This window comes from Bacillus sp. EAC, assembly GCF_002156875.1.
Classification (GTDB): Bacteria; Bacillota; Bacilli; order Bacillales; family Bacillaceae_G; genus Gottfriedia.
In genome coordinates this window covers 24,583-45,942 of record NZ_NCSY01000002.1, presented here as the reverse complement: position 1 = coordinate 45,942, position 21,360 = coordinate 24,583, and the positions used below count along the sequence as shown (strand labels likewise).

Annotated in this window: 24 protein-coding genes; 18 read left to right on the top strand and 6 right to left on the bottom strand. The window is 34.0% G+C overall.

The genetic code is table 11. The features are described 5' to 3' along the window. Window positions 1-16: 16 nt before the first annotated feature. The 10 genes from sufD to yunB all read left to right on the top strand — a co-directional run bounded on the left by sufD (window position 17) and on the right by yunB (window position 10,414). Complete coding sequence (gene sufD / locus B7R65_RS03345; protein WP_088041339.1) at window positions 17-1,324, top strand: Fe-S cluster assembly protein SufD; 1,308 nt, start codon at window positions 17-19, stop codon at window positions 1,322-1,324. Continuing rightward, window positions 1,324-2,544, top strand: coding sequence for a cysteine desulfurase (locus B7R65_RS03340; protein WP_088041338.1), 1,221 nt, complete (start codon window positions 1,324-1,326; stop codon window positions 2,542-2,544). Before sufD ends, B7R65_RS03340 begins: the two co-directional genes overlap by 1 nt. Next, the gene (gene sufU, locus B7R65_RS03335; RefSeq protein ID WP_088041337.1) at window positions 2,534-2,980 is read left to right on the top strand and encodes a Fe-S cluster assembly sulfur transfer protein SufU; all 447 of its coding nucleotides are present in this window, start codon (window positions 2,534-2,536) and stop codon (window positions 2,978-2,980) included. Before B7R65_RS03340 ends, sufU begins: the two co-directional genes overlap by 11 nt. A gap of 46 nt (window positions 2,981-3,026) precedes the next feature. Further along, window positions 3,027-4,424: a Fe-S cluster assembly protein SufB gene (gene sufB, locus B7R65_RS03330; protein ID WP_088041336.1), complete on the top strand. Its 1,398-nt coding sequence runs from the start codon at window positions 3,027-3,029 to the stop codon at window positions 4,422-4,424. 170 nt (window positions 4,425-4,594) lie between these two features. Continuing rightward, entirely contained in the window at window positions 4,595-5,119 is a 525-nt protein-coding gene (locus tag B7R65_RS03325) for a DinB family protein (protein ID WP_088041335.1), read from the top strand. Window positions 5,120-5,486: 367 nt separating this feature from the next. Beyond that, complete coding sequence (locus B7R65_RS03320) at window positions 5,487-6,317, top strand: sulfite exporter TauE/SafE family protein (RefSeq protein ID WP_256941144.1); 831 nt, start codon at window positions 5,487-5,489, stop codon at window positions 6,315-6,317. A gap of 15 nt (window positions 6,318-6,332) precedes the next feature. Next, entirely contained in the window at window positions 6,333-7,736 is a 1,404-nt protein-coding gene (locus tag B7R65_RS03315) for a bifunctional metallophosphatase/5'-nucleotidase (RefSeq protein ID WP_088041334.1), read from the top strand. A gap of 70 nt (window positions 7,737-7,806) precedes the next feature. Beyond that, window positions 7,807-8,109, top strand: a complete 303-nt coding sequence (locus B7R65_RS03310; protein ID WP_088041333.1) for a YunC family protein — start codon at window positions 7,807-7,809, stop codon at window positions 8,107-8,109. 204 nt (window positions 8,110-8,313) lie between these two features. Then, window positions 8,314-9,420: an HD-GYP domain-containing protein gene (locus tag B7R65_RS03305; RefSeq protein ID WP_088041332.1), complete on the top strand. Its 1,107-nt coding sequence runs from the start codon at window positions 8,314-8,316 to the stop codon at window positions 9,418-9,420. A gap of 157 nt (window positions 9,421-9,577) precedes the next feature. Beyond that, entirely contained in the window at window positions 9,578-10,414 is an 837-nt protein-coding gene (yunB, locus tag B7R65_RS03300) for a sporulation protein YunB (RefSeq protein WP_179194750.1), read from the top strand. A gap of 93 nt (window positions 10,415-10,507) precedes the next feature. On the opposite strand, the gene B7R65_RS03295 is transcribed toward yunB, so the two are convergent. After that, a complete protein-coding gene (locus B7R65_RS03295) occupies window positions 10,508-11,509 on the bottom strand; it encodes a M23 family metallopeptidase (protein ID WP_088041873.1) in 1,002 nt (333 codons plus the stop codon). A 178-nt stretch (window positions 11,510-11,687) separates the two neighbouring features. Between B7R65_RS03295 and lipA the strand changes: the two genes are divergently transcribed. After that, window positions 11,688-12,575, top strand: a complete 888-nt coding sequence (lipA, locus tag B7R65_RS03290) for a lipoyl synthase (protein WP_088041330.1) — start codon at window positions 11,688-11,690, stop codon at window positions 12,573-12,575. Window positions 12,576-12,626: 51 nt separating this feature from the next. Here the strand turns inward: lipA and B7R65_RS03285 are convergent, their stop codons facing one another. Beyond that, window positions 12,627-13,235 carry a YhcN/YlaJ family sporulation lipoprotein gene (locus B7R65_RS03285; protein ID WP_088041329.1) on the bottom strand — a complete coding sequence of 203 codons (609 nt, stop codon included), beginning with the start codon at window positions 13,233-13,235 and terminating at the stop codon, window positions 12,627-12,629. 93 nt (window positions 13,236-13,328) lie between these two features. Between B7R65_RS03285 and B7R65_RS03280 the strand changes: the two genes are divergently transcribed. Further along, a complete protein-coding gene (locus B7R65_RS03280) occupies window positions 13,329-13,604 on the top strand; it encodes a YutD family protein (protein ID WP_088041328.1) in 276 nt (91 codons plus the stop codon). A gap of 347 nt (window positions 13,605-13,951) precedes the next feature. Here B7R65_RS03280 and B7R65_RS03275 read toward each other — a convergent pair whose 3' ends face one another. Beyond that, window positions 13,952-14,221 (bottom strand): DUF3055 domain-containing protein, encoded by a 270-nt coding sequence (locus B7R65_RS03275; RefSeq protein ID WP_088041327.1) that lies wholly within the window; start codon window positions 14,219-14,221, stop codon window positions 13,952-13,954. A gap of 54 nt (window positions 14,222-14,275) precedes the next feature. Beyond that, window positions 14,276-15,259, bottom strand: a complete 984-nt coding sequence (gene glpX / locus B7R65_RS03270) for a class II fructose-bisphosphatase (RefSeq protein WP_088041326.1) — start codon at window positions 15,257-15,259, stop codon at window positions 14,276-14,278. Window positions 15,260-15,408: 149 nt separating this feature from the next. Here glpX and B7R65_RS03265 point away from each other — a divergent pair, with 149 nt between their 5' ends. Both B7R65_RS03265 and B7R65_RS03260 read left to right on the top strand, forming a co-directional pair. Next, window positions 15,409-15,858 (top strand): DUF86 domain-containing protein, encoded by a 450-nt coding sequence (locus B7R65_RS03265; protein WP_088041325.1) that lies wholly within the window; start codon window positions 15,409-15,411, stop codon window positions 15,856-15,858. Window positions 15,859-15,893: 35 nt separating this feature from the next. Beyond that, the gene (locus B7R65_RS03260; RefSeq protein ID WP_088041324.1) at window positions 15,894-16,664 is read left to right on the top strand and encodes a TIGR01457 family HAD-type hydrolase; all 771 of its coding nucleotides are present in this window, start codon (window positions 15,894-15,896) and stop codon (window positions 16,662-16,664) included. A 41-nt stretch (window positions 16,665-16,705) separates the two neighbouring features. Here B7R65_RS03260 and B7R65_RS03255 read toward each other — a convergent pair whose 3' ends face one another. Further along, window positions 16,706-17,224: a phosphatidylglycerophosphatase A family protein gene (locus tag B7R65_RS03255; RefSeq protein ID WP_088041323.1), complete on the bottom strand. Its 519-nt coding sequence runs from the start codon at window positions 17,222-17,224 to the stop codon at window positions 16,706-16,708. Window positions 17,225-17,786: 562 nt separating this feature from the next. Between B7R65_RS03255 and yutH the strand changes: the two genes are divergently transcribed. Continuing rightward, entirely contained in the window at window positions 17,787-18,785 is a 999-nt protein-coding gene (yutH, locus tag B7R65_RS03250; RefSeq protein WP_088041872.1) for a spore coat putative kinase YutH, read from the top strand. A gap of 44 nt (window positions 18,786-18,829) precedes the next feature. Here the strand turns inward: yutH and B7R65_RS03245 are convergent, their stop codons facing one another. Further along, window positions 18,830-19,057 (bottom strand): NifU family protein, encoded by a 228-nt coding sequence (locus tag B7R65_RS03245; RefSeq protein WP_025671774.1) that lies wholly within the window; start codon window positions 19,055-19,057, stop codon window positions 18,830-18,832. A gap of 122 nt (window positions 19,058-19,179) precedes the next feature. On the opposite strand from B7R65_RS03245, the gene B7R65_RS03240 reads away from it, so the two are divergent. From B7R65_RS03240 to B7R65_RS03230, 3 genes are all read left to right on the top strand, one after another. Continuing rightward, on the top strand, window positions 19,180-19,482 hold the full coding sequence (locus B7R65_RS03240; RefSeq protein WP_088041322.1) for a DUF1462 family protein: 303 nt from the start codon (window positions 19,180-19,182) through the stop codon (window positions 19,480-19,482). 440 nt (window positions 19,483-19,922) lie between these two features. Next, window positions 19,923-20,342: an NfeD family protein gene (locus B7R65_RS03235; RefSeq protein WP_179194749.1), complete on the top strand. Its 420-nt coding sequence runs from the start codon at window positions 19,923-19,925 to the stop codon at window positions 20,340-20,342. A 19-nt stretch (window positions 20,343-20,361) separates the two neighbouring features. Beyond that, window positions 20,362-21,321, top strand: a complete 960-nt coding sequence (locus B7R65_RS03230; RefSeq protein ID WP_218780389.1) for an SPFH domain-containing protein — start codon at window positions 20,362-20,364, stop codon at window positions 21,319-21,321. Window positions 21,322-21,360 lie beyond the last annotated feature (39 nt).

Sequence of the window (21,360 nt, the reverse complement as noted above, 5' to 3'; positions counted from 1 at the left end):
GATAGGAGGGATTCTCATGACAACTGGTACTACAATTCCATTTAGTCAAGAAACAGTTAAGCAGCTTTCTGCACTGCGAAATGAACCTGCATACTTCACAGAGTTCCGTTTAAACGCACTTGCAAAAGCTGAATCACTTTCTCTTCCAAAGCCAGATAAAACGAATATCTCTAAATGGGATTTCTTTGGAAAAGAATTTGAAGCAACTACTGGAAATGTTCCTACAAAGGATCAGTTACCAGAATCAGTTACTTCATTAATGAATGAAGATGCTGATCAATCTATTTATGTACAATATAACGGTTCACCGGTATATCATGCGCTTTCAACAGAAGCAAAAGAAAAAGGTGTACTATTTGTTGATTTACACACAGCAATTAAAGATCATGAAGATCTTGTGAAAAAATATTTTATGACAGAGGCTGTTAAAGTCGATGAAAATAAATTAATCGCTCTAAATGCAGCATTAGTTAATGGAGGAGCATTCTTATATGTTCCTAAAAATGTAGTACTTGAAAAACCTATTCAAGCTATTTTCGTAGTTGATGGGGAAACTGTACCAGCATATAACCACGTAGTAGTAGTTGCTGATGCTAACAGTGAAGTTACTTATGTTGAAAACTATGTTTCAACATCTGATGAATTAACATCAGCTGTTGCAAATATTGTAACAGAGGTAATCACTTTAGATAATTCAAAAGTACGCTATGGTGCAGTTGATACATTAGCGAAAGGTGTAACTTCATATGTTGTTCGTCGCGGACACGCGGGTCGTGATAGCAAAATTGAATGGGCACTTGGATTAATGAATGATGGAAACTCAGTATTTGAAAACATTACAAACTTAGTTGGTGATGGCTCATTCGGAGACTTAAAAATGGTTACAGTTGGTCGTGGTGAGCAAACTCAAAACTTTACTACAAGTATCATTCATTATGGTAAGGGATCTGAAGGTTGGATTTTAAAACATGGTGTGGCGAAAGAATCTGCTACGTCAATCTTTAATGGAATTGGAAAAATTGAGCACGGAGCTTCTAAGTCAAATGCTCAACAAACTTCTCGTGTATTAATGCTTAGCGAAAAAGCACGTGGAGATGCAAATCCTATTCTTTTAATCGATGAAAATGATGTAATGGCTGGACACGCAGCATCTGTTGGTAAAGTAGATCCTACTCAACTTTACTACTTAATGAGTCGCGGTATTCCGAAGAAAGAGGCAGAGCGCTTAGTTATTCACGGATTCTTAGCACCTGTAGTTTCGGAATTACCAATTGAAGAAGTTAAACAAATGCTTGTTGATGTAATTGAGAGGAAGGTTAAGTAATGGATGTTAAAGCAATCCGTGAAGCCTTTCCGATATTAAATCAAGAAGTAAATGGACATCCTTTAGTATATCTAGATAGTGCTGCTACTTCGCAAAAACCAGTTCAGGTAATCGAAGCAGTTGCAAACTATTATCGTGAATATAACTCAAATGTTCATAGAGGTGTACACACTCTAGGAACAAAAGCGACAGATGCTTATGAAGGGGCTCGTGAAAAAGTTCGAAACTTTATAAATGCGTCTTCAATTGAAGAGATTATTTTTACTAGAGGAACAACAACTGCAATTAATACAGTTGCTGCTAGTTATGGCAGAGCAAACCTAAAAGCTGGAGATGAGATTGTTATCTCTTATATGGAGCATCACAGCAACATCATTCCTTGGCAACAGGTTGCAAAAGCTACAGGAGCAACATTAAGATATTTACCATTAGAAGAAGATGGTTCAATCAGTGTTGAATCGGCAAGAGCTACAATTAACTCTAATACTAAGATTGTTGCCATTATGTACGTTTCGAATGTACTTGGCTCAATTAATCCTGTAAAAGAGATTGCGGCAATTGCTCATCAAAACGGTGCAATCATGCTTGTTGATGGTGCACAAAGTACGCCACATATGAAAGTAGACGTACGAGACTTAGATTGTGACTTTTACGCATTCTCAGGTCATAAAATGTGTGCTCCTACTGGAATTGGTGTACTTTATGGTAAAAAACAGCTTCTTGAGAACATGGAACCAATTGAATTTGGTGGGGAAATGATTGATTTCGTTGACTTACAAGACTCTACTTGGAAAGAATTACCATGGAAGTTTGAAGGTGGAACTCCTATCATCGCGGGTGCTGTTGGTTTAGGTGCTGCGATTGATTTCTTAACTGAAATTGGAATGGATAACATTGAAAAACATGAACATGAGATTGCTGATTATGCACTTGAGCAGTTATCATCTGTAGAAGGTGTAACAATCTACGGACCTAAACATCGTGCAGGATTAGTGACATTTAATGTGGAAGATGTACACCCACATGATGTTGCAACTGTATTAGATGTAGAAGGGATCGCTGTTCGCGCAGGCCATCATTGTGCGCAACCATTAATGAGATGGTTAAAGGTATCTGCTACAGCTCGTGCAAGTTTTTATCTGTATAATACAAAAGAAGATGTAGATGCTTTTGTAAGAGGACTAGTAAAAACGAAGGAGTATTTCAGCGATGTCTATTAATCGAAATATTGATCTAGATGGATTATATCGTCGAGTGATTATGGATCATTATAAAAACCCTCGTAATAAAGGGGTTGGAGCTATTTCTGACGGCGATTTAACTGTTAATATGAATAACCCAACTTGTGGTGACCGCATTGAATTACGTTTAAAAGTAGACGATGGAATAGTATCGGATGCACGTTTTGACGGTGAAGGCTGTTCGATTTCAATGGCTTCTGCTTCAATGATGACACACGCAATTAAAGGTAAAAAGATTGAGGAAGCATTAAAACTTTCTCAAATCTTTTCAGATATGATGCTTGGAAGAGAATACGATGAATCAATTGATTTAGATGATATTGAAGCACTGCAAGGTGTTTCGAAATTTCCAGCTCGAATTAAATGTGCAACACTTGCATGGAAAGCGATGGAGAAGGGGTTAAAATCAGAATAACTTCTGAGCTTTAATCCTCCTCTTCTATTAGAAGGGAGCAAGAAAAATGTCTACTAATTTGCCAGATATTAGTGATTATAAATATGGTTTTCATGATCGTGACGTATCGATTTTCCGTTCTGAACGTGGATTAACAAAAGAAATCGTTGAAGAAATTTCACGCATGAAAAATGAACCACAATGGATGTTAGATTTCCGTTTAAAATCTTTACAACATTTTTATGATATGCCAATGCCTCAATGGGGTGGAGACATGTCTGATTTACGCTTTGATGAAATTACTTATTATGTAAAGCCATCAGAGAAAACAGAAAAGTCTTGGGATGAAGTACCTGAAGAAATTAAAAACACATTTGATAAATTAGGTATTCCTGAAGCTGAACAAAAGTATTTAGCGGGTGTTTCCGCTCAGTACGAATCTGAAGTAGTTTATCATAGTATGAAACAAGACTTAACGGATCTTGGAATTCTGTTTACTGATACAGATACAGCATTACGTGAACACGAAGACATCTTCAGAGAACACTTTGGTAAAGTAATTCCACCAACAGATAACAAATTCTCTGCTTTAAACTCTGCAGTTTGGTCTGGTGGATCATTCATTTACGTTCCAAAAGGTGTGAAAGTTGATACGCCTCTTCAAGCATATTTCCGAATTAATTCAGAAAATATGGGACAATTTGAGCGTACTCTAATTATTGCTGACGAAGGAGCAAGCGTACATTACGTAGAAGGTTGTACAGCTCCTGTTTATACGACAAACTCACTTCACTCAGCAGTAGTAGAAATCATCATTAAAAAAGATGCATATTGCCGATATACAACAATTCAAAACTGGGCGAATAACGTATTCAACTTAGTTACGAAGCGTGCTGTATGTGAAGCAAATGCAACAATGGAATGGATTGATGGAAACATCGGTTCTAAACTTACAATGAAGTATCCTGCAGTTATCTTAAAAGGTGAAGGCGCACGTGGTCTTACACTTTCTATTGCAATTGCTGGAAAAGGTCAACACCAAGATGCTGGTGCTAAAATGATTCATTTAGCTCCAAACACTTCATCTACAATTGTATCGAAATCAATTTCGAAACATGGTGGTAAAGTAACATATCGTGGTATTGTACACTTCGGACGTAAAGCAGCTGGTTCACGTTCAAATATTGAGTGTGATACGTTAATTATGGATAATGCATCAACATCTGATACAATTCCATACAACGAGATCTTAAACGACAATATTTCACTTGAGCACGAAGCAAAAGTTTCAAAAGTATCTGAAGAACAATTATTCTACTTAATGAGCCGTGGAATTTCTGAGCAAGAAGCTACAGAAATGATCGTAATGGGCTTCATTGAGCCATTCACAAAAGAATTACCAATGGAATATGCAGTTGAGATGAACCGTCTGATTAAGTTCGAGATGGAAGGATCAATTGGTTAATTTTTCATTACAATAATGAAGACGAACTTTCTAAGTTCGTCTTTTTTTTGCATTAAATTACCTATTAATTAGTTGTGGACGATTAAATATTTGCTAAAATTTAGATAGGTGGATTGTTAAGAGTGTTTTAGATACATACATTTAATTGAATGAAGAAAGGAGCGATTTAGATGAATTTTAATCTGAATGAAACGATTGAGGTACTAGAGCGGACTCCGCGAACATTGGACTCTTTTCTATCCGGTTTATCTAATAGGTGGTTACATAGCAATGAAGGCGATGGGACATGGAATGTCTCTGAAGTGATTGATCACCTAATTGAAGCAGAAAAAACGAATTGGATGGTGAGGATCAATTGGATTCTTAATGAAGGTGAACATAAGCCATTTCCTCCATTTGATCGTTTAACACATCTGAATCAAGAAAAAAATAGATCAATTGAAGAGAAATTACATGAATTTAAGGTAAATAGAGCACAGAATATCACAAAATTACAAATGTTGATTGAAGCAGAAATAAATTTTGAGTTAAAGGGCGTTCATCCTGAATTTGGACTTGTTAAGTTAAGAGAATTACTGTCTACTTGGGTTGTACATGATTTAACTCATATCAGTCAAATTGTAAGGGTAATGGCTAATAGTTATCGTGAAGATGTTGGTCCATGGAAAGAATATTTAGGAATTCTAAAAAAATAAGAAAATTAGAATTACCCTCATTTATACATGCTTTTAAAAATTGGCTATTTTCAAGGAGAGTGTCGATTTATAAGCAAGTTTTATTGAAGCATACATCTTATTTCAAAGATTAAGGTGTGTATAAAATTTGTGATATTTTGTAAAAAAACACTTTGTGATAGTACTTGTTTAAATAGTAAAGAGGATGAAAATCAATGGGGTCCTAATCCAAAAATTGATAACAGAAGTTTTGATAGTGAAATAGCTTGTTAAAAGAGATGTATGAAAAGAAGAAATTAAAGTCACTGCTCGGAGAAATCCGAGTTTTTTATGTTAAACTTTAAATATTATCTAGTCATCGAGTTGATCAGAAGGAGAGAGTGATCGTTTGGAAATAACCTTACAAATTCTTATACTGATCAGTATAGGGTTAGCAGCAGGGACTTTTGGGTCGCTATTTGGTTTAGGCGGAGGAATTATCATTGTTCCGATGCTACTGAATATTGAACGAATTTTACCTGGATTTTCTACTGTTCCAATTCAAGTTGCGGTTGGAACTTCCCTTATTACAATTGTATTTTCATCCTTATCATCTACTCTTACTTATCGTAAGCAAAAGAGAATTGATTTTAAAAGTGGATTATTATTTTTGATAGGGAGTGTTCCAGGAAGTTTACTTGGTTCATATATAAATACACTGCTAAATACAGACCGTTTTAAATTGTATTTTGGAGTATTATTAGTTTGTATTTCATTATTTTTATTCGCATCTTCTAGATTTAAGAAAAAACCAAAACAAATACATAAAGGTATGATTCAAACATATACAAATGAGCAAGGTGAAGCATATACATATAGTTATAATCTTCCATTAGCTATTGGGCTTTCGGTAATAGTTGGTTTGATTTCAGGGTTATTTGGGATAGGTGGAGGTGTCATGCTAGTTCCAATGATGGCCTTTTTATTTGGCTTTCCACCTCAATTAGCAATTGCAACTTCTATGTTTGTCGTAATGTTCACGACAGTCGGGAGTTCTATTTCGTATTTGTCGATTGGATCAGTTAATTTTTATTATGTACTATTGCTAATACCTGGAGCATGGGTTGGAGGAAAACTTGGAGCATATATCAATCAAAAGTTAAAAACTGAAACCATCTCAGTTATTTTGAGATTTGTGTTATTGTTGTATGGCATAAAATTAATGATAGAAAATATGTAGAAATGGGGTGGAACAATGGAAACCAATCAAACAAAAAATATTCGATTGTTCCATACAAATGACATTCATAGTCACTTTGAAACATGGCCAACGATTGTAGGGTTATTAAAATCTAAAAGAGAGCTTGCTAGAATTAATGGTGAATCTACTTTAACTTTTGATATTGGCGACTTCGTGGATCGTTTTCATCCAATTTCAGAGGCTACTTTAGGAAAAGGAAATGTAAGCTTATTAAATGAGGCTGGATACAACGCGATAACCATTGGTAATAATGAAGGCATTACGTTATCAAAGGAAGAATTACTAAAACTTTATGAAAATGCAAATTTTGATGTGTTGATTGGTAATTTATCAATCTCGGAAGAACATTCACAAAGTATTAGTAAGCCATATCAAATCTACGAAGTCGATGGCATGAAGTTAGGTGTAATAGGGTTGACGGTAGCGTATCCTGTATTTTATGAAGCACTTGGATGGTGCATTAGCGAACCATTTAAAACATTAAATGAAATTCTTCCAATAGTAAGAGAAAAATCAGATGTTGTGATGATCCTGTCACATTTAGGAATGAAAGAGGATCAAAGAATTGCAGAACAATTTTCAGGGATAGATATTATATTAGGTGCCCATACCCATCATTTATTTCCAAATGGTGAGTATGTAGGAGGGACCTTATTATGCGGTACGGGTAAACATGGAAAATATCTAGGTGAAGTTTTAATAACTGTAAATCAAGAAACAAAAACAGTGATCAATGTAGATGCTTCGGTTATAGAAGTACATAAAGTACCTAGATACTATCAAGATGAAATGACGAAAAGAAGTTTGATGAAATTAATGAGATTGAGCGAAGAAATTCTAAGTGAACCGGTAGCTATACTCTCAGATCATCTTAATGTTAATTGGTTCAAAGATAGCCCACTTCCAACGTTATTAGCAGAAGCTTTAAAAAAATGGACGAATTCAGAAGTAAGTATGATAAACTCAGGTATTTTATTAGACGGTCTAACAAAAGGAATTGTTAATAAAGGACATGTGCACCGAATTTGCCCGCATCCGATTAATCCTTGCATTGTTTATCTAAGTGGAGACGAACTATTAGATGTGATAAACCGCGGAGAAGAAAAAGAACTAGTGCATCTCAAAATGAAAGGATTTGGATTTAGAGGTAAAGTAATTGGTAGAATGGTTTATGGTGGTATTACGATACGTAATCGCCATAAGAAAACGCATTTTTTTAAGGAAGATATTTATATCAATGGTGTAATGCTTGATTTAAATAGAATTTATGAAGTTGGAACTTTGGATTTATTTACGTTTGGACATTTATTACCTACGATTCGTGATTCAGCAAATAAAAGGTACTTTATGCCTGAATTTATTAGAGACGTGTTACTTTGGGCGTTAAAAAGTATGTAAATTTAGTAGGCTAGACAGGTTCATTTTTAAATTTTTTCTCATATTTTAGAATGAGAAAGGAGCGTTGAACTTGATTAATTTAACACCCATTACAATCGAAAATCATACTTTTAATGCTGTTACCGTTCTATTACCAAAAACAACACTTTTAGTCGTAATGAATGATAAAGGTTATATAATGTGTGGAGCTTTAGATGTTGCTCTTTTAAATGAAAGGCTTCGCGATCGGCAAATAATTGCTGGCCGTGCAGTTGGTGTCAAAACAATCGAAGAGTTATTAAATGCACCCTTAGAATCCATTACAATTGAAGCTGAACGTCTTGGCATTCAAAAAGGCATGATTGGAAGGGACGCATTATTAAGAATGATATGAGTACAGCCACTAAATTTTGTTTAGTGGCTAAATTTTTTTACAATTTAACCGTTATAAATAGTATAATAAATAAAAATTAGTAGAAATATTTCGAAAAATGTATTCAGGTGCTATAAAACAACTAGAATTACTAAGCATGACATCACGAATTAACTCATCTGAACAGACATATATTTAATTAAAAAGTATATCAGGGAGAATGCTATGAGAATCGTCGTGACATCAACTCTTGTTCCAGGCACGCTATTAGGTAAGCCGATATATAACGAACAGGGAAAAATTTTAGTTAATGCAAATGTTCCTTTAACAGAGATGATGATTAATCGTCTTCATAAATTAGGTGTTTCTTATGTCTTTATACAAGACCCTCTTTCTGATGGCTTAGAATTAGAGTCTACCATTTCAGATGAACTACGTATTGAAAGCACGAAAAAGATCGAAGATGCCTTTGTTAAATTTAAAAATGAAGAATTACATTTAAGATGGCTTTCATTAGAAAAATCTGCACCTCAACTAAAAGGAATTATTGAATCACTACTAAAAGAATTAAAACAAAATAATGATGTATTATCGTTATTAACAGATGTATTTTCATATGATGAGTATATTTTTACACACTCGTTAAATGTAACAATGTATTCTTTAGCAATTGGAACAAATCTTGGACTAGATAAGAGCCAGCTTGACCTTCTTGGTTTAGGAGCACTTTTACATGATGTAGGAAAGATGGTTGTTCCTAATCAAATTCTTGATAAACCAGAACGTTTAACTGAAGAAGAATATGAGCTAATCAAACAACATACTACTGCTGGATATGAGATGTTAAGAGAGGTTCCAAATATTCATTCCGTTGTAGCAATCTGTGCGTTACAACATCATGAAAGAATAAATGGTAGCGGTTATCCAAAAGGTATATTAGGCAAGGATATGCATTTGTATTCAAAAATTATTGCGATTTCTGATGTTTTTGATGCAGTTACCTCAAATCGTGTCTATAGGCAAGCAATGCTTCCGCATGAGGGCTTAGAATTATTATATAGTGGTAGTGATAAATTATTTGATGCAAAATTAGTTCAAATTTTTAGAGATTCTCTTTCAATCTATCCAACGGGATTAACGGTTCAGCTAAATGACGGACGACGCGGTATTGTTGCAAGACAAAATGCTGCATCTACTGATCGACCAATTATTCGAATCATTGAGGAGAATGGGTACGAAATAAGTATTCCTTATGAAGTAAATCTTTATGATGAATTACATTTAATGATTACAGACTGTGATACAACTTTAAAACAAAGAGTTTATCAATAATAAAAAAGATGTTCCATAAAATTTGGGCATCTTTTTTTGTGTTTAACAATGTTAAACAAGATACTTTGATAAAGTCGTCACACTTACCTTGAGTTTAAGACAATAAGAATGAACATGCGTTGACATGCATACCCATTAATAAGGGGGCATGGATACAATGAAGAAATTTAAACATAGGCGTGTTCCAGGAAGTAGGGCATTTATTAGTAAAAAAAAATCTTTTAGGGTATTTAAAACAAATGCCATTGCTATTCCTGCTTTGCAATTATTCCGAAAAAAACTTCCAAATAAATATATAGTGATACTAATTTTATTCGTAATCTTATTTTGTTATGGATTTTGGAAAATAGATAAAATCTTTTCACCAACGATATTGAAGTATTCCGAAAAACAAACAAAACGAATAGCCTCCTTAGTCATTAATGAAGCATATGAGTCAGCTTCTCAAGAATTAAAGGGTCATGACATCATTATTCGTGATGTAGATGAAAATGGGAAAGCTGTCATAAGCACGGATACATATCTAATAAATAAAATAATCGGCTCGACAACAGAACATGTAGAAAAAAATATTCGAAGAGTTGAAAATGGAGATATTTCATTTTTATCCTTACCCAAGTCAGAAATGAAAAAAATGAAAACTGATAATGACGGATTTTACTTGGATGTACCAATAGGTGTAGTTACGAATACTGTTTTGTTAGGTAAACTGGGACCTACAATTCCAGTTAGATTTTCAGTTGTTGGGGATGCAGTTGCTAGTGTCTCACAAGAAGTTAAACCATTTGGATTTGATAATTCAGTTGTGGAGATTATCATGCATGTAGAGGTAAATATGAATGTAATTATTCCTTTTAGTACAAAATCAACGAAGGTAAAAGTTGAAGTACCAATTGCTACTGAAATTATCGATGGAGAAGTACCAAGCTATATCCCTTTTTCACCAAATAATAATCAAGCATTACCGAATCCAACTGAAGAGAAGAAGGACTAATCTTTAGTTCTATTCAGTCGATTACATTTTTAAAAAGATATAATATAAATTTTTAAAAAGCAGACTAATCAACAATTTAGTCTGCTTTTTAAATTATTTTCGTCTTAATGAAATCCGATCCTGTCTTTCCCATAAACGTAGTCTAGGGTAAGGGTCATATGACCATTCTGAATATCCATTATCCTTGTAAATTCCATAGTGAAGATGTGGAGGGAATTTACCAGAAGTTCCTGGAGGACCGTAACCGGAGCTTCCAACATATCCGATTACTGTACCTGGTTCAACAACTTGACCTTTTTGAATGACTTTATTAAATCCTCCAAGGTGTGCATAGTAATGATAACTATTACTTAGATCACGTATACCAATTCGCCATCCACCAATTCGATTCCAACCTTTTGTCTCAATAATTCCATAACAAGTAGCTCTAACAGGCGTACCGTAATTAGCAAATATATCCGTTCCTTCATGTACTCTTCGACCTCCAAAACTACGAGGCGCCCCCCAAGTGCTTTGATAACTATGTTCACTTCTTATAGGTAATGGAAAGGCGTTTCCATTAATCGATAATTTGCCAAAATATTGATACATGCGAGCATATTCGTCAATAATATCCACAGTTATAGCCCGTTGATAGTAGTCCCATAACATCATTCTAATATATTGTCTCGTAGGTCCATAAAAATGTAATCGATGAATAAATGTAAATAACAAATCTTCATCGTCTTGAAGTGAGGCTTTCCCATCATTATTTCCATCCATACCAATACCGCTAAATAAGTGAATTGTCGGTATATACGTGTCATTTTTTATTGGGTTTACAACTCCAGTCCAGTCTTCTGGTTTAATATAAATGGAAAGTACGCCATTTTCTCTTTTTGGAATATCATTTCGTACACTTCGTACATTTCTCTCATAAGTATCAATCGCTGCAAAATAGTACCAAGGAATAAAGGACAAAGCTTCTCCTTTTTTATATAATGCCATTCGCTCTTGATTTAATTTTTCTTGGTTAATTTCTTCGGCGTTTACTAATGATGGTGTTAAGAAGATCAGCACCATACAGAAACGTACAATTAATTTTTTCAAAACCATCATCCTTTAAATTGATTTTCTCCTTTAGTTTGGTTAAAGAAGCAACTTTCATAGATGGAAATTATAGGGATATTCGAACGAAAGTTTTTCATCTCTGTGAAAAATGTAGTAATATATAGTAATATTGAAATAAAGATTGAAATATGTCGTAAACGAATAAACGTTGGAGGAATTTCAAATGGCATCTAAAAAAGAAGAATATTTGAGAAAGCCCGAATGGCTAAAAATAAAATTAAATACGAATGAAACGTATACTGATTTAAAAAAAATGATGCGTTCTAAGAATTTACACACAGTATGTGAGGAAGCTCGTTGTCCAAATATCCATGAATGCTGGGCTGTAAGAAAAACAGCTACATTTATGATCTTAGGTGATATTTGTACTCGTGCTTGTCGTTTCTGTGCCGTTAAAACAGGATTACCTACAGAGTTAGACTTACAAGAACCAGTTCGAGTTGCAGAGTCTGTCACTCAAATGAATTTAAAACACGTTGTAATTACTGCTGTTGCACGTGATGATTTAAGAGATGGTGGAGCAGCAGTATTTGCTGAAACAGTACGTGAAGTACGCAAAGCAAATCCATTTACTACAATTGAGGTTTTACCTTCAGATATGGCTGGAAAGTTTGAGAACCTTAAAATGTTAATGGATGCTAAGCCAGATATTATGAACCACAATATTGAAACAGTTCGCGAATTAACTCCACGAGTACGTGCGAGAGCAACATATGAAAGATCACTTGAATTTTTACGTCGAGCGAAAGAAATTAATCCTGAAATTCCTACTAAATCAAGCATAATGGTTGGTTTAGGAGAAACGAATGAACAATTATATGAAGCGATGGATGACTTACGTGCTGCGGGTGTAAATATTATTACGTTAGGTCAATACTTACAACCGACAAAAAATCATTTACCTGTTAAGAAGTACTATACTCCAGATGAATTTGCAGCTCTTAAAGAAGTAGCTCTTGAAAAAGGCTTCTCTCACTGTGAATCTGGCCCATTAGTTCGTTCATCATATCACGCTGATGAGCAAGTTCAGTCAGCAAAACAAGCTCAATAATTAAAAATAAAAAGCACTAGACTAGCTAGTGCTTTTTATTTTGTTATTTAATTAATCTTTAATTACTTTATCAAAGTGAAGACTTTCCTTATCCACATCGAAGCCCTCGGATAAAGCTTTCACTTTTTCTTCCAATTGACCATCTGTAAGTTGTCCATATTTATCAAGGTCTTCAATTGTGTTGATATTTTGCATCTTAGCAGAAGTAAATATGTGATAATAACTTGGTAGAGCAGAACGAGCTGTTTTTTCAACTTGGCTTCTTACTTTCTTTAAATCTTCACTTGTTTGGTAAGCGATTAATACTTCTTGATCAGTAACTAATGTTGCTGCATCGTCTACTGCAGGTAGCTTAACAACTAAATAAGATATAAATTTAGCAACTTCTTGCTTGTCAATTTTTAAAGAATATTCACCATCTTTACCTAAAACCCCTTGCTTTTGTAACCTAGAAAAGCCATAATCTTTGTAAGAAGAGTCTAAAGCATCAGAATTCATCGCACCTAAATCACCAGGCTTCGTGTTTAATCTTTTTGGTGTTAATCCTTGATCACCTTGATAAGCTGTATCTTTATATTCAAATTTTCTAGAGTGACTTGGACCAAAGGAACACCCACCTAATAAAGATAAAGTTACTAAACAAACTAAAAATTTGCGCATACTTAATCCCACCTTTTAAAAATCAATTGTAAAATTAGTATGCCAAATAAAGTGAATACATATTTATGGGAGTAAAAGGAAGGAGAATTCAATTTGGTTTGCATACAAAATATTTGTTATGAAATAGTAGAAGACTATCGTGAAGGGTTTAATGAAGAAGCTTTTAAAGCACGATACGCTGAAATCCTTTCCAAGTATGATTACATTGTAGGGGATTGGGGTTACGAGCAATTACGTTTAAGAGGGTTTTTCGATGACTCACAAAAAAATGTACCATATGATTCAAAAATAAGTACCTTACGTGAATATATTTATGAGTATTGTAATTTTGGCTGTAAATATTTCGTTGTAAAAAAAATTAAAAATTAATTGGTGGGGGAAACTCACCAATTTTTTTATTTTTTAGGCTCTTTTCTAAAAGATTGTTGCGGTGGGCCAGGGAGGCTTAGTTCACTCCCGGCTGAAAGGTACATCCTGGAGTTGAAATCAACTAAACAATCTAAAATTGCAAAAATATATACGAAAACAGCCATTTTTAAAATTGTGGATAATTATTTTTAAAATATTTATAATAATGAAAAATATTGTGGATAAGTAAAAAACTTATTATATGAATGTGCATAAGTGCTAAGTTAATCACAAAAAGAGTGGACAACTCTAAAGGTTATCCACTCTTTTTATATTTTCAATTATTTATCCACAAGAAAATTTTAAAATTAGAATATTATTTCACTAAGGAAATCTAATAACTCTGCAGCTTTTTCTTCTGAAATACCAAAAGCATACTCTAAATATCCTTCTTCTTTTAAATCATCTCCCCCAATAATTGCGAAACGATTACTTTGAATATCTAACACAAAAACTTTACCATAATGACGATCTGAATAAATTAAAGCAAGATCATGTCTTTGCTCGTCTCCCATAAAGCTTACAAATCGTGTCTTTGCTTGAATTACATCATCATATAAGAAAAAGCGTTCTCCCATTGGTGTACCTCCAAAAATATATTCTTTTTTGTTCGTTTAAGCGATACGTCAGCTTTACTGTGTAATTTCTGTATTATTTTTAAGGCTTGGCTTAAATCCGAGATGGTGATGTGCCTTTATATGGCGAACTGTTTTCGTTTTACTTCTCATAACAATTGAATGAGTTTCAATTAAGTCTCCGCCAAGAAAAGTTACTCCATCAAGAAGTTCCCCTGAAGTGACCCCCGTTGCAGCAAATATGGCATCGTCACCTTTGACTAAATCATTTAAGGTTAACAATTGTCTCGGATTTTCAAGGCCCATATCTATACAACGTTGTTCCTCCTCACTATTCATTGGAACAAGTCTTGCTTGCATGTCTCCACCTAGCGCTTTAATTGCAGCGGCGGATATTACACCTTCTGGTGCGCCACCAATTCCGACAAATAAATCAATACCTGTTTGTGGTAAAGCAGTAGCAATTACTGCACCAACATCACCATCTCCAAATAATTTAACTCGAGCACCTTTTTCACGAATTCGTTGAATGATTTCGTCATGTCGAGGACGTTCTTGGACAATTACCGTTAAGTCATGAATACGTTTATTGTTTGCTTGAGCTATAATATCAATCGTTTTTTCGATGGGATCGTCTAGAGATATCTTTCCAGCAGCGAGAGGTCCTACTGCAATTTTTTCCATATACATATCTGGCGCATGTAGTAGATTACCTTTATCGGCGATTGCAATGACTGCCATAGCATTGGCATGGCCCTTTGCAAGGATATTCGTTCCTTCAAGTGGATCAACAGCAATATCTACTTCAGGTCCATTGCCTGTCCCAAGTTTCTCTCCAATATATAGCATAGGCGCTTCATCAAGTTCACCTTCACCAATTACAACTGTACCAGCCATGTTTACTGAATCAAACATTGAACGCATTGCGGTTGTTGCTGCATCATCTGCCTCATTTTTCTTACCGCGTCCCATCCATTGAGCTGCGGCAAGAGCTGCTGCTTCTGTGACCCTTACAATCTCAAGTGCTAATTCACGCTCCATTGTCCAACCCCCAAATAATATTCACCTATATAATATAACAAAAATACATACGAAACGCTTTCATTCATGTCGATTTTTTTTGAAATTAGCTATAAAATAAATATAAGTTCGTAAAATGTAGAAGATAGAATTGAGAAGGAAGTGTACAAATGTACTTTGTAAATCGTCAAAGCATATTAGATCGAATTGAAATAATTAACTCTATGCTTGAATATTATGATGCTAATAGTCAGCCAAAGAATAAAACAGAAGAGTTAGCCCTAGAAAGAATGACTCATTTATTAATTGATGCGATTCTAGATATTGGAAATACAATGATTGATGGTTTTATTATGAGAGATCCAGGAAGTTATGATGATATAGTTGATATACTAATGGATGAAAAAGTAATTACTTCTACTATTGGTGAATCAATTAAAAAATTAATTCCAATACGTAAACACTTATTACAGGACTACACAACTTCAATTACTGAATTGATTGTCGAGACTTTAAGGGAAAATAAAAAAGCGTTTAATGAATTTACATGCGCCGTACAAACTTATTTAGATAAAGAACTAGGTGTAGTAAATGCATTTAGCAGTGAAGAAGAAAAATAAACAGACTTATTTATGGATTTGTAAGGAGTGGCAATATGAAGCAATATAAAGGATACTTAATTGACTTAGATGGTACGATGTATCGTGGAGAGGAACAAATAGAAGAGGCAAGTCACTTTATTAAGGCACTAAAGGAAAAAAATATTCCATATTTATTCGTAACAAATAATTCAACGCGTAAACCGGAGCAAGTTGCTGAAAAACTAAATCGCTTCAATATTCCAACGACTAAAGATCAAGTTTTTACAACTAGTAATGCAACTGCAAATTATATTAAAGAGCAAAAAGAAAATGCAACTGTTTATATGATTGGTGAAGAGGGACTGGAATATGCCTTAGAAGAAGTTGGTCTTAAATTAACGGATGATTATCCTGATTTCGTCGTAAGTGGCTTAGATCGAAATATCAATTATGAAAAATTGGCCAAGGCATGTATCGCAGTTAGAAATGGAGCGAAATTTATTTCAACTAACGGTGATATAGCCATTCCTACTGAAAGAGGATTGTTACCTGGGAATGGTTCGTTAACGTCGGTTATTGCTGTATCAACAACGGTAAAACCGATATTTATCGGAAAACCAGAATCCATTATAATGGAACAGGCATTAAAGGTACTTGGTGTTTCGAAAGAAGATACTTTAATGGTTGGCGATTATTATGATACAGATATATTAGCTGGGATCAATACAGGTATAGATACTTTATTAGTACATACTGGTGTAACAACAAAAGAAATGTTAGCCGATTATGAAAAACAACCCACATATTCAGTCCAATCACTAGAGGAATGGATTCAGTATATATAATAAAAAAACACTCAGTAATCAATTTACTGAGTGTTTTTTTATTATTTGTCTGATTTACGTTGATCAGCATCTTTATGTGCTGCACGGTGTGCTAATCGGCTTGAAGCAGCGGCTGCAATTGCACCAACTATATCGTCGAGAAATGTATTTACTAATCCTGTTGATTTATCATTTAATTTTTCTAAAATACCAGGTTTTAATTTATCGATGTAACCATAATTTGTAAATCCAATTGATCCATAAACGTTTACAATCGATAAGGCGATTATTTCATCAATCCCATATAAACCCTCATCTTTTTTAATAATTGCTAATAGAGGTTCTTGCAGTTTATCTTGCTCAGCTAAGATATCTAATTCAATACCAGTAATGACGGCATTTTGTATCTCACGTTTTGTCAAGACTCTCTGAACATTGTGTTTACACTCTTCTAATGACAAATGATCATGGTATTTATGCTGTAAAAAATAAACTAAATCAGCAATATCATCAAGTGTTACACCTCTTTTTTCTAATAATGCCAATGCAGTCTTTTCTAAATCGTGATTTAAATATTCCATTTCATCACCTTTTCCTTATCGATTGATTTATTTAGTGTGAAAAATTAATAAAGTGAATGAACTACCAATTTTGATATAGATTTAATAGGATAATTGCAACTTTTGCTTATTAATGGAATGATCATGTAAATTAAGAGGTTTTATATATATGATTCTATATCGAGTATAATTACCCTTTAAAAAATGGTATTCATATTTACAAAAAAAGTCAGCAAGTACACACGCGGTATGTGTTATAACAAGTCTTTCTTCCTAAACAAACACCTTCACTTTTTAAAATGTCTATTTCTAGGCGTTTGCTCTCGAAGTCATAAACAATGTCAGGAGACGGTTAAAGTGTGCAACCATCATCAATTCTTGTCTTATGCTTGTTGGATCAGAGCGTACGCCTTCCACCTTTCATATATATATACGTTATTTTCTCCTTTTTTGTGAAGGGTCATTCGGTTTATGTTTTCGTTATTAGAAAGTATGGGTACAGGTTTTGAGATTTGTGACATATATATTAGTAAGTAGCTACAACAGAAGGATGTGAGTGATGGTGTTTAATCGTAACGAAAACATCATTCAAGATTTATTTCATCATTATCAAATTCAACCAGCTGAGCTATTAGAAGTTCAGTCATATTACATGTTTTGGCAAAGGAATCGAGTGTATTTTCTTGTGCCAATAGGAAGCTTGAAAGAAGATGATTTGCAGGAAATGAAAAGATTGAGTGATTTTATGAGTTCAACGGGTGATCAAACAGTTGCTACTTTTGTTCAAAATATTCAAGGCTATTATGTAAGTAAAATAGCCGGTAATAATTACTCATTATTTAAAAGTTATAGGCAAAATGAAAGGAGTTCTAATTTTGGAGAAGAAATGGCCATTTTCCATTTAAGAGGGAAAAAGTTTTCGGATGATTTAAAGCGTTTAAATAGGATTGGTAAATGGAAAAGTTTGTGGGAAAAACGATTAGAACAGCTAGAGCGATTTTGGCAAACGAAAGTAAATAATCATCCTGAAAATTACTTTGAACAAATTTTTATTGAATCATTCCCATATTATCTCGGAATGACAGAGAATGCTATACAATATGTGGTTGATACCGAATTAGACGATACACCACAAATAGTCGATTCTGCAACAATTTGCCATCAAAAAATTACTGAACGAAAAATGAAAGAGATTCATTTTGCAAAAATACCTTCTGAATGGATATATGATCATCCTAGTAGAGACCTTGCTGAGTGGGTAAGAGATGAGTATTTAGAAAACAGCGGAAACTATAAGAAAAAGATTTTATCATTTCTATACGGATATGAGAAGAAAAGTCCTTTATCTACATTTTCTTGGCGTTTACTATATGCAAGACTATTGTTTCCGGTTCATTATTTCGAAACAATTGAAGGATACTATTTGTCAAAAAATGATGCAGACAGAAAAAGATATGAACGCAAATTAGTTCATTATCTTGAAACAACAAATGAATTTGAAGCATTTTTAGGTGGATTTTATGATCTAGTTGGATTACCTACTGCAAAATTGGGAATTAGAGAAATTAACTGGTTAAAATAAAAAGAGAAGGGGTTTTTTTCCCCTTCTCTTTAAAACTTAATTGATTAGAAAACTTGTTCTACTTCAATTACTCCTGGTACCTCTTCTAATAGTGCGCGTTCAATACCAGCTTTTAATGTAATAGTTGAACTTGGGCAGCTTCCACATGCACCTAATAGGCGAAGTTTAACAATGCCATCTTCAATATCAACTAAATCAACGTCTCCGCCATCACGTAGAAGAAACGGTCTTAATTTATCTAATACTTCTTGTACTTGTTCTTTCATGTCCATTCATATCGACTCCTTTCACTAATTTTATTATAATCAGTTAAGAGGAAAAAATCTATTACATAGTACTTTGTGTGTAAGAATATATTTTGGACACACATATTAGTGTATGCTAGGAGGAGAAAATGAGTAATAAAATTTTAGTGGAAGTTTTTGGGGCTGAAGTTATTTGTGCTAGTTGTGTAGGGATGCCATCTTCAATTGAGACATATGAATGGCTTCAAGCTGCATTACAAAGAAAGTATCCTGACTTAGCGTTCGATTTTCAGTATATTGACATATTTAATGTAGAAAATGAACAAAAAGAGAATTTTGCTGAAAGAATTAGAAATGACGAGTTTTTCTATCCAGTAGTATTAGTAAACGGGAATGTAGTTGGTGAAGGTAATCCAAAGCTGAAAGATGTTTATAATGCAATTGAACAATAAGACAAAAACTCCTTACAAATTGTAAGGAGTTTTTTAGTATTTTACTTAAATATATCTTCCAAGGTTAACTGTTGAAAAGAAGTTGATTGGAGCGGAGGGTGCTCGACTCCTGTGGGAGTAGCGGGACAGGTGAGACCCCGCAGTGGTCAAAAAGGTAGGCATGCTAACACCACGACGTCCTGTCGTAACGCATGCATAACCCACATCGTGTGGGCCAAGGAGGCTCTGAGCCCGCCCAACGGAAGAGCGAGCATCCAGAAGAGGAAATCAACTAAGAATAATCTTTTATAGTAACAAACTTAACGAAATCATCAAAACATTAAAGAATTTTAATAAAATTCAAGATTTCTATGTAAAATGGGCTAATTTACATGATAAAATAGATGTGTAAGATAATTTACAAATATTGGCATATATATAGAACTGGGAGGAGGGGTGGTATGGTTGCAATTAGTTTATTCGTAATTGGAGTTTTACTGATCATAATCGAAATGTTTTCATTAACATTTGTATTCCTTTGGATTGGTTTAGCTAGTATTTTAGCATCAATAGTTAGTTACTTAACGGAATCAAACACCTTAACTTTTATCGTCTTTATAGTGGGAGCAATAATTTTATGGCTTTGTACAAAGAAGTTTGCAAAGCGTTTACACCAACAAAAGACGCTAGAAAATGGAGTGAATTCATTAATTGGTAAGGAGATTGTAGTTTCATCAATTGATCTAGAAGAAGAAAATTTAGGGACTTCAAAAGTCTACGGAGATGAATGGACAATCCGTTCAACTGAACCATTAGTTTTAAATGGAAAAGTAGTCGTATCCAAAGTGGAGGGTGCGACATTATACGTAACAAATATTTAAATATGAGGAGTAGTGGTTAATGTCTGAGATTATGTATGGTCCAATTATTATAGGTATTATAGTTTTATTTGTTGTATTGTTATTGTTATCGAGTATTCGAATCGTAAGACAATCTGAAGTTTATTTAGTTGAACGACTTGGGAAATTTCATCGCAAATTAGAAAGTGGGATTCATATTGTACTCCCATTTATTGAAAGAGTTGCAAGTAAAAAATCGTTAAGAGAAACTGTTGTTGATTTTCCACCACAAGCAATGATCACAAAGGAGAATGTTAGTATCCAAGTAGATTCAGTTGTTTTCTATCAAGTGACAGATGTTGTACGTCATGAGTATGAAATTGCAAATCCGCTTGCTGCTATCTCAAATCTTACGGCGACTACTTTACGTAACCTAATCGGGGAATTAGATTTAGATGAGACTTTAACAAGTCGTGACACGGTTAATAATAAATTACGTGCAGTTCTAGATCAAGCTACTGATAAATGGGGTATGAAAGTTAATCGTGTTGAAATTCGAAATATTATCCCACCACTTGATATTCAAAATGCGATGGAACGTCAAATGCAAGCTGAGCGTACACGTCGAGAAAAAGTATTAATCGCACAAGGTGACAAAGAATCGAAAATTCTTAAAGCTGAAGGTGAAAAACAGTCTAAAATTCTTGAAGCTGAAGGTGAACGATTAAGTCAAGTTGAAAAAGCACGAGGAGATAAAGATTCCCAGGTATTACGAGCAGAAGGGGAAGCAGAAGCAATCATTAAGTTAGCGGAAGCGAAAGCGGAAAGTGAGCGTTTAGTGTTAGATGTCTGGAGAACAGCTGCACCAACAAAAGAAATGGTCCAATTACGCTCAATGGAAGCTCTAGAAAAAGTGGCATATGGTCCTGCATCAAAACTTGTTATCCCTACGGATGCAACAAAACTATTAGGTATGGTAGAAAGTATAAAAGAAGTTATTCGTACTGACAAACCAGAATAATAAAAATTTTAATTATTAAATAAAAAAAGACCCTTATGC

Coding starts and splice junctions, on each gene's coding strand:
- B7R65_RS03265 (WP_088041325.1), top strand. CDS start 15,409: ATGTACTTTGTAAATCGTCAAAGCATATTAGATCGAATTGAAATAATT.
- sufB (WP_088041336.1), top strand. CDS start 3,027: ATGTCTACTAATTTGCCAGATATTAGTGATTATAAATATGGTTTTCAT.
- B7R65_RS03340 (WP_088041338.1), top strand. CDS start 1,324: ATGGATGTTAAAGCAATCCGTGAAGCCTTTCCGATATTAAATCAAGAA.
- B7R65_RS03325 (WP_088041335.1), top strand. CDS start 4,595: ATGAATTTTAATCTGAATGAAACGATTGAGGTACTAGAGCGGACTCCG.
- B7R65_RS03235 (WP_179194749.1), top strand. CDS start 19,923: ATGGTTGCAATTAGTTTATTCGTAATTGGAGTTTTACTGATCATAATC.
- yunB (WP_179194750.1), top strand. CDS start 9,578: ATGAAGAAATTTAAACATAGGCGTGTTCCAGGAAGTAGGGCATTTATT.
- sufU (WP_088041337.1), top strand. CDS start 2,534: ATGTCTATTAATCGAAATATTGATCTAGATGGATTATATCGTCGAGTG.
- B7R65_RS03305 (WP_088041332.1), top strand. CDS start 8,314: ATGAGAATCGTCGTGACATCAACTCTTGTTCCAGGCACGCTATTAGGT.
- sufD (WP_088041339.1), top strand. CDS start 17: ATGACAACTGGTACTACAATTCCATTTAGTCAAGAAACAGTTAAGCAG.
- B7R65_RS03245 (WP_025671774.1), bottom strand. CDS start 19,057: ATGGACATGAAAGAACAAGTACAAGAAGTATTAGATAAATTAAGACCG.
- B7R65_RS03275 (WP_088041327.1), bottom strand. CDS start 14,221: ATGGGAGAACGCTTTTTCTTATATGATGATGTAATTCAAGCAAAGACA.
- B7R65_RS03230 (WP_218780389.1), top strand. CDS start 20,362: ATGTCTGAGATTATGTATGGTCCAATTATTATAGGTATTATAGTTTTA.
- B7R65_RS03240 (WP_088041322.1), top strand. CDS start 19,180: ATGAGTAATAAAATTTTAGTGGAAGTTTTTGGGGCTGAAGTTATTTGT.
- B7R65_RS03285 (WP_088041329.1), bottom strand. CDS start 13,235: ATGCGCAAATTTTTAGTTTGTTTAGTAACTTTATCTTTATTAGGTGGG.
- lipA (WP_088041330.1), top strand. CDS start 11,688: ATGGCATCTAAAAAAGAAGAATATTTGAGAAAGCCCGAATGGCTAAAA.
- glpX (WP_088041326.1), bottom strand. CDS start 15,259: ATGGAGCGTGAATTAGCACTTGAGATTGTAAGGGTCACAGAAGCAGCA.
- B7R65_RS03315 (WP_088041334.1), top strand. CDS start 6,333: ATGGAAACCAATCAAACAAAAAATATTCGATTGTTCCATACAAATGAC.
- B7R65_RS03295 (WP_088041873.1), bottom strand. CDS start 11,509: ATGGTTTTGAAAAAATTAATTGTACGTTTCTGTATGGTGCTGATCTTC.
- B7R65_RS03255 (WP_088041323.1), bottom strand. CDS start 17,224: ATGGAATATTTAAATCACGATTTAGAAAAGACTGCATTGGCATTATTA.
- B7R65_RS03260 (WP_088041324.1), top strand. CDS start 15,894: ATGAAGCAATATAAAGGATACTTAATTGACTTAGATGGTACGATGTAT.